We start from the raw sequence: 12,532 nt of genomic DNA on the forward strand, positions 1-12,532 counted from the left end.
AGGCCGGTTTGATGCCGTATGAATAAACAGAACATTTGCCTGGGAGGAGCGGCTTATTAAACCGCTTTTCGCCAAGGGCCCTTCGTTGGGCGTGCGCCTGTTGGTGCTGGCCGTGCTGTCGGTCGCGCTGATGGTGGTCGATGCCCGCTTCGACCTGCTCAAGCCCGCTCGCAAACAAGCGTCGCTGGTGCTGATGGACGCCTACTGGATCACCGACCTGCCCGGACGGCTGTGGGACGGTATCGCCAGCCAGTTCGGCAGTCGCACCGAGCTGGTCGCCGAAAACGAAAAACTCAAGACCGAAAACCTGCTGTTGCAGGGGCGCATGCAGAAGCTTGCCGCCCTGACCGAGCAGAACGTTCGGCTGCGCGAGTTGCTCAATTCCTCCGCGTTGGTCAATGAGAAGGTCGAAGTGGCCGAGCTGATCGGCATGGACCCCAATCCCTTCACGCATCGCATCATCATCAATAAAGGTGAGCGTGATGGCGTGGTCCTCGGTCAGCCGGTGCTTGATGCGCGCGGTCTGATGGGGCAAGTGGTCGAGTTGATGCCGTACACCTCCCGTGTACTGCTGCTGACCGACTCCACCCATAGCATTCCTGTGCAAGTGAACCGTAACGGTCTGCGGGCGATCGCCAGCGGTACCGGTAACCCGGAGCGCCTGGAATTGCGTCACGTAGCCGACACGGCGGATATCAAGGAAGGCGATCTGCTGGTCAGCTCTGGCCTCGGCCAGCGTTTTCCAGCCGGCTATCCTGTGGCGACGGTCAAGGAAGTGATTCACGACTCCGGCCAGCCCTTTGCAATCGTCCGCGCCGTGCCGACCGCCGCATTGAACCGTAGTCGTTACCTGTTGCTGGTGTTCAGTGACTCGCGCACCGCCGAGGAACGCGCCAACGACGCCGCGCAGGCTCAAGAAGCTCTGGATGCTCATGGTGGCGGCCCGATGCAGCCGGTCAACGTTTCGAGACCGTTGGTCATGCCTGCGCCTGCCGCAACGCCGACGGCCGAACCGGTACCGGCCGCCACAGCGCCCGCCGCGACGCCGGTCAAACCTGGCGCGAGCAAACCGCCTGCCACTGCACCGACAGCGACAAAGCCTCCGGCCTCTGCGCCAGCAGCCAGCAAGCCACCCGCCAAGCCGCCGGTCACGGCGCCAGCCACCACTGGGGGACGAGAATAATGGTCGGTGTAAAAGCCTCTCGAAATGGCTGGATGGTCTGGCTGACGTTTGTTATCGGCCTGTTGCTCAGTGTCTCGCCGTTACCGATTTTCATGGAAATACTGCGCCCGCTATGGCTGGCCTTGCTGCTGACGTTCTGGGCGTTATACATGCCGCAAACGGTCGGTATGGTCACGGCGTTTTGCCTGGGTCTGGCCGAAGACGTGCTGCAAGGCGATCTGTTTGGGCAAAACGCGCTTATCCTCACGCTGATCACGTTCCTGGTGCTGTCATTGCAGCAGCGCCTGCGTATGTTCCCGATGTGGCAGCAGTGTCTGGTGATCCTGGTGATCTTCGGTCTCGCGCAACTGGTGCAGCTGTGGCTCAGTGCCTTGACCGGCAACCGTCAGCCGACCCTGGCGCTGGTGCTGCCGGCACTGGTCAGCGCCTTGCTCTGGCCTTGGGTCAGCTTCGCCCTGCGTGGATTGCGCCGCCGCTACAAAATCAATTGATCCGGTGAAGCAGGGCACTGAACAGGGAGATGTTTTGATGAAGCCGCTTTACCTCGCCTCCGGATCGCCGCGTCGACGTGAGTTACTCACGCAGATCGGTGTTCCTTTTTCCGCCATCAGCGCGGACATCGATGAAACCCCGTTACCCGAAGAATCGCCAGCGGCCTATGTCGAACGCCTTGCACATGGCAAGGCTGAGGCCGGGCAGCGCGCGGTCGTTTCCGAGCAGGCATTCTGTGTACTTGGGGCCGATACCGCTGTGGTACTCGACGGCAAAATTCTTGGTAAACCGGTGGACGCCACCGATGCATGCGCCATGCTGATGATGTTGTCTGGCAAGGAGCACGAAGTGCTGACTGCCATCGCAGTGCTTGAAAGTGAGCGGTGCGAGTCGCGGGTGGTGCGCAGTCTGGTGCGGTTCCGGCCGATCAGTCGCGAAGAAGCCCAGGCCTACTGGGCCAGTGGCGAGCCCCGGGACAAGGCCGGTGGCTACGGCATTCAGGGCCTCGGGGCGGTGTTTGTCGCGGGGCTCAACGGCAGCTATTCGGCGGTGGTCGGGTTACCTTTGTGCGAAACCGCACAACTGCTGAGCGATTTCGGCATACCCTGTTGGCAAAACCTGAGCGCGCAATGAGCGTCGTACGAACAAGATGCGGCCATTATCGTGAACATGCCTGAACGAGATCCTGCCATGAGTGAAGAGATTCTGATCAACATCACGCCGATGGAGTCGCGCGTGGCGGTGGTCGAAAACGGTGTGCTGCAAGAAGTCCACGTCGAGCGCACGCAAAAACGCGGGATCGTCGGCAACATTTATAAAGGCAAGATTGTCCGGGTGCTGCCGGGTATGCAAGCGGCGTTCGTCGATATCGGCCTGGACCGTGCAGCGTTCATTCATGCCTCGGAAATTTCCCTGCGTGAGGGGCCGGCAGTGGAGAGCATCAGCGCGCTGGTTCATGAAGGCCAGAGCCTGGTGGTGCAAGTCACCAAGGACCCGATCGGCTCCAAAGGCGCGCGATTGACCACGCAATTGTCGATCCCGTCGCGCTATCTGGTGTACATGCCGCGCACGGCCCATGTCGGCATTTCCCTGAAAATCGAAGACGAAGCCGAGCGCGAACGCCTCAAGCAAGTGGTCAGCGATTGTGTGGCCAAAGAAGGCATCAAAGAAGCGGGTGGTTTTATTCTGCGGACCGCCGCCGAAGGCGCCGGGGCTGATGAAATCCTCATGGACATCCGGTACCTGCGACGCCTGTGGGATCAAATCAACGAACAAATCAAGACCATCGGTGCGCCGAGTGTTATCTATGAAGATCTGGGTCTGGCCTTGCGCACATTGCGTGATCTGGTCAGCCCTAAGATCGAGAAGATCCGCATCGATTCTCGGGAAACCTTTCAGAAAACCACACAGTTCGTCGCCGAACTGATGCCGGAAATCGCTGATCGTCTGGAACACTACCCGGGCGAACGGCCTATTTTCGATCTGTACGGAGTTGAAGACGAAATCCAGAAAGCGCTGGAGCGCAAAGTACCGCTGAAGTCCGGTGGCTATCTGGTGGTCGATCCGGCGGAAGCCATGACCACCATCGACGTCAACACCGGAGCATTCGTCGGCCATCGCAATCTCGAAGAAACCATCTTCAAGACCAACCTGGAAGCGGCCACCGCGATTGCCCGGCAGATGCGCCTGCGCAATCTGGGCGGGATCATCATCATCGACTTCATCGACATGGAAGATGAAGAGCACCAGCGTCAAGTGCTGCGAACCCTCGAGAAACAACTGGAGCGCGATCACGCCAAGACCAACATCATCGGGATTACCGAGTTGGGTCTGGTGCAGATGACCCGCAAACGCACCCGCGAAAGCCTTGAGCAAGTGCTGTGCGAACCGTGCAGCAGCTGTCAGGGGCGCGGCAAACTGAAGACTGCGGAAACCATCTGTTACGAGATTTTCCGCGAGATCCTGCGTGAGGCCCGGGCCTATCAGGCCGAGGGTTATCGCGTGCTGGCGAACCAGAAAGTGGTCGATCGGCTGCTTGATGAAGAGTCCGGTAACGTCGCCGAGCTTGAAGGGTTTATCGGTCGCACCATACGCTTCCAGGTGGAAACCATGTATTCCCAGGAACAATATGACGTGGTGCTGCTCTGAACCCCTGCATCACCTTATTTCCACCGCGGCTGGCCTCAGCTTTTCGCAGTTTTTTTGCCATGGGAGCCAACTGACATGGACCGTCTGACACGCATTTTGGCCGCTATTACCCGCTGGGGGCTGGGCCTGTGCGCGTTGGTTCTGGTGTTGATGGCGTTGTACGTCAGTCTGGGCCGTGAACTGACGCCGCTAGTGGCCGAATACCGCGCCGACATCGAAGATAAGGCCAGTGCCGCGCTCGGCATGCCGTTGCAGATCGGCGAGCTGGAAGGTAACTGGAGCGGGTTCGCGCCGATCCTGCTCGCCCATGATGTGATGGTCGGCGACGGCGCCAATGCCTTGCGTCTTGATCGGGTGCGTGCGGTGCCGGATCTGTGGGCCAGCCTGTTGGCCCGCCAGGTGCGTATCGCCCATCTGGAACTCAACGGGCTGAAAATCAGCCTCAAGGAAGCCGAGGACGGCAGTTGGGCGCTGGAAGGCTTGCCGTTGCAGAAGGATCAACCGTTCGATCCGGAGCAACTGTTCAATCGCTCTCAAATGATTCAGCAACTGTCGGTGCTCGACAGTCAGGTGACCTTGCAGCCGCTCGATCACCCGCCGATGACCCTCACCTACGTCGGCCTCAATCTGAAAACCGGTGCCAGCCGTCAGCGTCTCGATGCCCGTCTGACCTTGCCTGATGGCCAACCGGTTGCGTTGAACTTGCGCACGCGAATCCGCCCCGGCCAGTGGCAGGACAGCACAGTGGAAGGCTACGCCAGCCTGCCGCAAAGCGACTGGTCGAAGTGGCTGCCGGAGCGCTTGACCCGGCAATGGAATTTCTCCGAGATCAAGGCCGGCGGCGAGCTCTGGGTGAACTGGGCTCAAGGCACTTTGCAAAGTGCGGCGCTGCGTTTGAACGCGCCGCAAGTGACCGGCGCCTACGCCGAACGCAAGCCGATCCAGATCAACAATCTGGCACTCAATGCTTACTACGAAAATAACGCCCAAGGTGCGACCGTCACGCTCGATTCGCTGGCGATGAACTTCGGCGAAACCCGTTGGGAGTCGCACGTCCAGGTGCAGCAGACGCGGGCCTCTGACAAGGTCGATGAGCTCTGGCACTTGCAGGCGGATCGTCTCGATCTGACGCCGATCACCCCGTTACTCAATGCGTTGGGGCCGTTGCCGCAAGGTTTCGCCACGGTGGTCGAGCGCCTGAAAGTGACGGGCGGGCTGCGCAACGTGTTGCTGGATTTCCGCCCGAACGCTACTGACGGCACTAAATTCGGTTTTGCCGCGAACCTCGACAGCGTCGGTTTCGATGCCTATCACGGCGCTCCGGCGGCGCGAAATGTCAGCGGCAGTCTCAGTGGCAATCTCGACGGTGGCGAGTTGCGCATGGACAGCAAGGATTTTGTCCTGCACCTCGATCCGATTTTCGCCAAGCCATGGCAGTACATTCAGGCCAACGCGCGGTTGACCTGGAAGCTTGATAAAGATGGTTTCACCCTGATTGCGCCCTATCTGAAAGTGCTGGGCGAAGAGGGCAAGATTGCCGGTGATTTCCTGATCCGCCTGCACTTCGACCACAGCCAGGAAGACTACATGGACCTGCGGGTCGGTCTGGTCGAAGGCGATGGTCGCTACACCGCCAAGTACTTGCCCGAAGTCCTCAGTCCAGCCCTCGATGAGTGGTTACGCACCGCAATCCTCAAGGGGGCGGTGGATCAGGGCTTCTTCCAGTACCAGGGTTCGCTGAGCAAGAACGCCGGGGAGGCCGATCGCAGCATCAGCCTGTTTTTCAAGGTGCACGATGCCGAACTGGCCTTCCAGCCGGGCTGGCCGCATGTGAGCAAGGTCAGCGGCGATGTGTTCATCGAAGACAGCGGGGTGCGGATCTGGGCTAACAAGGGCAAGTTGCTCGACACTCAGGTCAGCGACGTTTTCGTCAATATTCCCCATGTGCCTGCCGGTCAGCATACCCACATGTATCTCGATGGCGCGTTTGCCGGTGGGCTGGGCGATGGCTTGAAGATTCTTCAGGATGCGCCGATCGGCACCGGTGAAACCTTCGCAGGTTGGGAAGGCGCGGGCGATCTGCAAGGCAAGTTGAAACTGGATATTCCGTTGGACAAGGGCGGCGACCAGCCAAAAATTCTGGTCGACTTCAAGACCGCCAATGCACGACTGAAACTGGCTGAGCCGAAGCTGGAACTGACCCAACTCAAGGGGGACTTCCGTTTCGACAGCACCAAGGGGCTCAGCGGGCAGAACATCAGCGCGCGGGCGTTCGACAAACCGGTGACTGCGCAAATCTTCGCCGACGGCAGTGCCAACAAGCTCAAGACCCGGGTCGCCGCGTCGGGACAGGTCGAGGTGAAAAAGCTCACCGACTGGCTGGGCGTCACCCAGCCGTTGCCGGTGTCCGGGACGATTGCGTACCAGCTACAACTGAATCTTGATGGTGCGGACAGCCAATTGATGGTCAGTTCCGGCATGAAGGGCGTCGCAGTGGATCTGCCAGCACCGTTTGGCATGGCGGCGGATGTCGGGCGTGACACGGTGTTCCGCATGACGCTGCAAGGGCAAGAGCGACGTTACTGGGTCAATTACGACCAACTGGCGAACTTCACGTTTGCCGCGCCGCCGACCAATTTTGCCGACGGTCGTGGCGAGTTGTTCCTCGGTGCTGGCGAAGCCGTGCTGCCCGCTGGCAAAGGTCTGCGGATCCGCGGTGTGCTGTCGGAGCTGGATGTCGCACCGTGGCAGGATCTGGCCAACAAGTATGCCGGGCAGGATCCGGGCGGCAATGCCAAGCAACTGCTCAGCGGTGCTGATTTCAAGGTGGGTAAACTGACCGCGTTCGGCACTACTCTGGATCAGGCGGCCGTGCAGTTGAACCGCAAGCCCGCAGCCTGGAACCTGGCGCTCGATAGTCAACAGGCCAAAGGCACCGCCAATCTGCCGGACGCCAAAGGCGTGCCGATTGCGGTCAATCTGCAATACGTGCGCTTGCCTGCGCCGGATCCGACGGTGCAGGCGGACGAGAATGCACCCGATCCACTGGCATCGGTTGATCCGACGAAAATTCCGGCGCTGGATATCACCATCAATCAACTGTTCCAGGGGCAGGATCTGGTTGGCGGCTGGTCGCTGAAGATTCGTCCGACTGCCAAAGGCATCGCCTTGAACAACCTGGATCTAGGGCTCAAAGGCATTCTGTTGCAGGGCAATGGTGGCTGGGAAGGCTCGCCGGGATCCACCAGCAGTTGGTACAAGGGGCGGATTGGCGGCAAGAACCTCGCCGATGTGCTCAAGGGCTGGGGCTTTGCCCCGAGCGTGACCAGCGAAGAGTTCCACATGGACGTCGACGGCCGCTGGCCGGGCTCACCGGCGTGGCTGGCGACCAAGCGTTTCTCCGGCACCCTTGATGCGTCACTGAACAAGGGCCAATTTGTTGAAGTGGAGGGCGGTGCGCAGGCGTTGCGCGTATTCGGTTTGCTCAACTTCAACTCGATTGGCCGTCGCCTGCGTCTGGATTTCTCCGACCTGTTCGGCAAAGGCCTGAGTTACGACCGGGTCAAAGGCCTGTTGGTGGCCAACCATGGCGTCTACAACACTCGCGAACCGATTCGCCTCACCGGGCCGTCGAGCAACATTGAGTTGAACGGTAAGCTGGATCTGGTCGGCGATCAGGTTGATGCCAAATTGCTGGTTACCTTGCCGGTGACCAACAACCTGCCAATTGCCGCGCTGATCGTCGGTGCGCCGGCGGTCGGCGGTGCCCTGTTCCTGATCGACAAGCTGATCGGTGACCGCGTGGCACGCTTTGCCAGTGTTAAATACACGGTAAAAGGCCCGTGGAAAGAGCCGAAAATCACTTTCGACAAGCCTTTTTGAGTAGCATGATCCTATCCCCCATGCAGGAGCGGCCATGTCTTTAGCGGTGATTCAAATGGTCAGCCAGAGTGACGTGCTGGCCAATCTGGCCCAGGCCCGACGCCTGCTTGAGCAGGCCGCGGCCGGTGGCGCGAAGCTGGCGGTACTGCCGGAAAACTTCGCCGCCATGGGCCGTCGCGACATCGCCGACATCGGCCGTGCCGAAGCAATGGGCGAAGGCCCGATCCTGCCGTGGTTGAAACAGACCGCCCGCGACCTCAAGTTATGGATAGTGGCCGGCACGTTGCCGTTGCCGCCCGTCGATCAACCGGAGGCCAAGTCCCATGCTTGTTCGCTACTGGTCAATGATCAGGGCGAAACCGTTGCACGCTATGACAAGCTGCACCTGTTTGATGTGGACGTGGCGGACAATCGCGGGCGTTACCGCGAATCCGATGACTATGCTTATGGCGGTGGCGTGGTGGTTGCAGATACACCGGTTGGCAAAGTCGGTCTGACCGTGTGTTACGACCTGCGCTTCCCGGAGCTGTACAGCGAATTGCGCGCTGCCGGTGCCGAGTTGATTACCGCACCGTCAGCCTTCACCGCGGTGACCGGTGCGGCGCATTGGGATGTGCTGATACGCGCGCGGGCCATCGAGACTCAGTGTTATGTGCTCGCGGCTGCGCAGGGCGGGATCCATCCGGGACCGCGGGAAACCTTCGGGCATGCGGCGATTGTCGACCCGTGGGGCCGCGTGCTGGCCAGTCAGGATCAAGGCGAGGCGGTGTTGTTGGCCGAACGCGATAGCGATGAACAGGCGTCCATCAGGACGCGAATGCCGGTGACGCGTCATCGGCGGTTTTTCTCGCAGGGCGCACAGCGACCTGCTTCAGAACATGAATTTAAGGCCTAAACCATGAGCGAGTTGTTGTCCTCAGTCAGTGATCACCTTTTGGCGCCAGGCGGCGTGACCATCGAGAGCCTGCAAGGCGTGCTCGGCGATCTGGCCGGCCCGGGCATCGATGCTGCCGACCTGTATTTCCAGGGCCAGATCTCCGAGTCCTGGGCGCTGGAAGACGGCATCGTCAAGGAAGGCAGCTTCAACCTCGACCAGGGGGTCGGCGTGCGTGCGCAGTCCGGTGAGAAAACCGGTTTCGCCTACAGCAACGCGATCACTCTTGAAGCCCTCGGCGCTGCGGCGCGCGCGGCCCGTTCGATCTCCCGCGCCGGGCAAAACGGTACGGTGCAGGCGTTCACCACACAAGACGTCGCCCAGTTGTATGCGCCGGACAATCCACTGGAAGTGCTGACGCGTGCCGAGAAAGTCGAGTTGCTCAAGCGCATCGACGTCGCCACTCGCGCTCTCGATCCGCGTATCCAGCAAGTCAGTGTGAGCATGGCCGGGGTCTGGGAGCGGATTCTGGTGGCGTCCACCGACGGTGGCCTGGCTGCCGATGTGCGTCCGCTGGTGCGCTTCAACGTCAGTGTGATCGTCGAGCAGAACGGTCGTCGCGAGCGCGGCGGCCATGGCGGCGGCGGGCGTACCGACTACCGTTATTTCCTCGCTGAAGACCGTGCCATGGGGTATGCCCGTGAAGCACTGCGTCAAGCGCTGGTGAACCTTGAAGCGATTCCAGCGCCGGCCGGTACTTTGCCGGTGGTATTGGGTTCGGGCTGGTCTGGCGTGCTGCTGCACGAAGCGGTCGGCCACGGTCTGGAAGGCGACTTCAACCGCAAGGGCAGTTCCGCCTACAGTGGGCGTATGGGCGAAATGGTCGCGTCCAAGCTCTGCACCATTGTCGATGACGGCACCCTGAGCGGTCGTCGCGGCTCGCTAAGCGTCGACGACGAAGGCACCCCGACCGAATGCACCACGCTGATCGAAAATGGCGTCCTCAAGGGCTACATGCAGGACAAGCTCAACGCGCGCCTGATGGGTGTGGCCCGCACCGGCAACGGTCGTCGCGAATCATACGCGCACCTGCCGATGCCACGGATGACCAACACCTACATGCTCGGCGGCGAAAGCGATCCGGCGGAAATCATTGCGTCGGTGAAGAAAGGTATCTACTGCGCCAACCTCGGCGGCGGTCAGGTCGACATCACCAGCGGCAAGTTCGTGTTCTCCACCAGCGAGGCTTATTTGATCGAGGACGGCAAGATCACCGCACCGGTCAAAGGCGCAACGTTGATCGGCAACGGTCCCGAGGCGATGAGCCGGGTGTCGATGGTCGGTAACGATCTGGCGCTGGACAGCGGTGTGGGCACGTGCGGCAAGGATGGGCAATCGGTGCCGGTGGGTGTTGGCCAGCCGACGCTGAAAATCGATGCGATCACCGTGGGGGGGACGGGCGCATAAACAAACGTGTAGGAGCTGCCGAAGGCTGCGATCTTTTGACTTTGATTGTTAAAACAAGATCAAAAGATCGCAGCCTGCGGCAGCCCCTACAGGGGCGAGGTATCAACGCAGACCGCGTTGAGTCTCGTCCAGCTCACGGATGTACTTGAAGATCTTGCGGCTCGAGGCAGGAGGTTTGTTTTGCGCAACCTCGTGCTGAGCCTGACGGATCAGGGAACGCAGTTGCTGGCGATCGGCGTCCGGGTACTCGACGACGAATTTCTCCAGCACGGCGTCGTCGCCCGCGATCAGGCGATCACGCCAGCGTTCGAGATTGTGGAAACGCTCGTTGTACTGACGAGTCGAGGCATCGAGTTGATCGAGCAGCGTCAGAATCGCGTCAGTGTCCTGATCGCGCATCAGTTTGCCGATGAACTGCAAGTGCCGCTTACGCGCGATGTTCGCGGTGTGTTTGGGCGCATCGGCCAAGGCACGGCGCATGGCGTCGGTCAGCGGCAGTTTTGCGATCAAGTCGGGCTTGAGTGTTGTAAGGCGCTCGCCAAGGTCAACCAGAGCATGCAGCTCGCGTTTGACCTGAGATTTGCTTTTTTCTCCCGTATCGAGGGAGTCGTCGTAAGAATCAACCATGGTGGCAGTCCGCAAAGAAACGCCGCCATGATAACCAGTCGGGGGCCGCTTGTCCGGCCCGGTCGCTCGATGGCCCCAGCCGAAAGCAGAATTTGAGTGGAGAACAGCATGAGTGCAGTTGAAAGCGTCGGCCCGCAGGCATTGCCGGCACTGCAAGAGCAAGTCGAGCAGATCATTGCTGAAGCCAAGCGGCAGGGCGCCAGTGCTTGCGAAGTCGCGGTGTCGCTGGAGCAGGGCCTGTCGACTTCGGTGCGTCAGCGCGAGGTCGAAACGGTGGAGTTCAACCGTGATCAGGGCTTTGGCATCACGCTGTATGTCGGTCAGCGCAAAGGCTCGGCCAGCACGTCCGCCACCGGTCCCGATGCGATTCGCGAAACCGTTGCGGCGGCGCTGGCCATCGCCAAGCACACGTCCGAGGACGAAGCTTCGGGCTTGGCCGACGCAGCGCTGATGGCCAAGGATCAGCAGGATTTCGATCTGTTCCACGAATGGGATATCACACCGGAGCAGGCCATCGAGAAGGCATTGCTCTGCGAAGCAGCGGCATTCGACGCCGATGCGCGCATCAAGAACGCCGACGGCACCACGCTCAGTACCCACCAGGGCTGCCGTGTGTATGGCAACAGCCACGGTTTCATTGGCGGCTACGCGTCGACCCGGCACAGCCTGAGCTGCGTGATGATCGCCGAGGCCGATGGCCAGATGCAGCGCGATTACTGGTATGACGTGAGCCGTCAGGGCACTTTGCTGGCGGATCCGGTGAGCATCGGTCAACGCGCTGCACAACGGGCGGCGAGCCGTCTGGGCGCGCGTCCGGTGCCGACTTGCGAAGTGCCGGTGCTGTTTTCCGCAGAGCTGGCAGGCGGTTTGTTCGGCAGCTTCCTGTCAGCTGTTTCCGGCGGTAGCCTGTATCGCAAATCTTCGTTCCTGGAAGGCACGCTGGGGCAGAAGCTGTTCCCGGAATGGCTGACCATCGACGAGCGTCCGCACTTGATGCGTGCCATGGGCAGTGCTTCGTATGACGGTGACGGTCTGGCGACTTACGCCAAACCGTTCGTCGAGAAGGGCGAGCTGGTCTCGTACATCCTTGGCACTTATTCCGGGCGCAAACTAGGCATGCCGAGCACCGCCAACGCCGGCGGTGTACACAACCTGTTTGTCACCCATGGCGATGAAGACCAGGCCGCTTTGTTGCGCCGTATGGGTCGTGGGCTGTTGGTGACCGAGCTGATGGGCCATGGTCTGAACATGGTCACCGGCGACTATTCGCGCGGGGCGGCGGGTTTCTGGGTCGAGAACGGCGAAATCCAGTTCGCGGTGCAGGAAGTGACCATCGCCGGCAACATGCGCGACATGTTCAAGCAGATCGTTGCGGTGGGGAATGATCTGGAGTTGCGCAGCAACATCCGCACCGGTTCGGTATTGATCGAACGGATGACCGTCGCGGGCAGCTAAGTCCCAGCGGTCAGACAAGAAAGGCGCGCCACCTCATCGGGTGGCGCGCCTTTTTTCTGGTTCTTCACGGATTACCGGGAAAGACGCTCTTGATTTTCATGAAAAAGAATTCGCTATCCCGGTAACCGTATGCCATCCGTTTGATAACCTTTATTCGATTGTTTATGCCTTCCAACTGCCCCGTGTGCATCGGCCAGCGAACCCGGCTGACGATTCCCCGCCAGTAACCCTTGAGCCGTTTGGCGAACAGGATCAGAGCCGGTATCGCGCTTTCATCAGCGTGGCGCAGCCATTGCTTCCAGGCTGATCTCCAGCCCCAGGCGGTACTTGGCGTCCAGAGCGTTTTGAGTTCAGCTTTCATCAAGTAGACCGTCATCAACGCTTGGTTGGCCGCCAGCAAATCC

At 60.5% G+C, this 12,532-nt stretch carries 10 protein-coding genes; 8 read left to right on the forward strand and 2 right to left on the reverse strand.

The window, feature by feature from the left end; genetic code table 11:
• Positions 1–55: 55 nt before the first annotated feature.
• The 7 genes from mreC to tldD all read left to right on the forward strand — a co-directional run bounded on the left by mreC (position 56) and on the right by tldD (position 10,046).
• Complete coding sequence (gene mreC / locus CKW18_RS25625) at positions 56–1,183, forward strand: rod shape-determining protein MreC (protein WP_095191340.1); 1,128 nt, start codon at positions 56–58, stop codon at positions 1,181–1,183.
• Positions 1,183–1,674 carry a rod shape-determining protein MreD gene (gene mreD / locus CKW18_RS25630; RefSeq protein ID WP_095191341.1) on the forward strand — a complete coding sequence of 164 codons (492 nt, stop codon included), beginning with the start codon at positions 1,183–1,185 and terminating at the stop codon, positions 1,672–1,674. The genes mreC and mreD overlap by 1 nt, the downstream gene beginning before the upstream one ends.
• Positions 1,675–1,711: 37 nt before the next feature.
• Positions 1,712–2,308 (forward strand): nucleoside triphosphate pyrophosphatase, encoded by a 597-nt coding sequence (locus CKW18_RS25635; protein WP_095191342.1) that lies wholly within the window; start codon positions 1,712–1,714, stop codon positions 2,306–2,308.
• Between the two features lie 57 nt (positions 2,309–2,365).
• Positions 2,366–3,823 carry a ribonuclease G gene (gene rng / locus CKW18_RS25640; RefSeq protein ID WP_095191343.1) on the forward strand — a complete coding sequence of 486 codons (1,458 nt, stop codon included), beginning with the start codon at positions 2,366–2,368 and terminating at the stop codon, positions 3,821–3,823.
• 75 nt (positions 3,824–3,898) lie between these two features.
• The gene (locus tag CKW18_RS25645; RefSeq protein ID WP_095191344.1) at positions 3,899–7,705 is read left to right on the forward strand and encodes a YhdP family protein; all 3,807 of its coding nucleotides are present in this window, start codon (positions 3,899–3,901) and stop codon (positions 7,703–7,705) included.
• A gap of 34 nt (positions 7,706–7,739) precedes the next feature.
• Positions 7,740–8,600, forward strand: a complete 861-nt coding sequence (locus CKW18_RS25650; RefSeq protein WP_095191345.1) for a carbon-nitrogen hydrolase family protein — start codon at positions 7,740–7,742, stop codon at positions 8,598–8,600.
• A gap of 3 nt (positions 8,601–8,603) precedes the next feature.
• A complete protein-coding gene (gene tldD / locus CKW18_RS25655) occupies positions 8,604–10,046 on the forward strand; it encodes a metalloprotease TldD (protein ID WP_007915374.1) in 1,443 nt (480 codons plus the stop codon).
• A gap of 102 nt (positions 10,047–10,148) precedes the next feature.
• Here tldD and yjgA read toward each other — a convergent pair whose 3' ends face one another.
• Positions 10,149–10,673, reverse strand: a complete 525-nt coding sequence (gene yjgA, locus CKW18_RS25660; protein ID WP_007915377.1) for a ribosome biogenesis factor YjgA — start codon at positions 10,671–10,673, stop codon at positions 10,149–10,151.
• Between the two features lie 108 nt (positions 10,674–10,781).
• Between yjgA and pmbA the strand changes: the two genes are divergently transcribed.
• Positions 10,782–12,128: a metalloprotease PmbA gene (pmbA, locus tag CKW18_RS25665; protein ID WP_095191346.1), complete on the forward strand. Its 1,347-nt coding sequence runs from the start codon at positions 10,782–10,784 to the stop codon at positions 12,126–12,128.
• Between the two features lie 64 nt (positions 12,129–12,192).
• On the opposite strand, the gene CKW18_RS25670 is transcribed toward pmbA, so the two are convergent.
• The coding region (locus CKW18_RS25670) for a transposase (protein WP_141233123.1) at positions 12,193–12,532 on the reverse strand (340 nt) is incomplete at its 5' end.

This window comes from Pseudomonas sp. Irchel 3E19 (genome assembly GCF_900187585.1).
Classification (GTDB): Bacteria; Pseudomonadota; Gammaproteobacteria; order Pseudomonadales; family Pseudomonadaceae; genus Aquipseudomonas; species Aquipseudomonas baetica.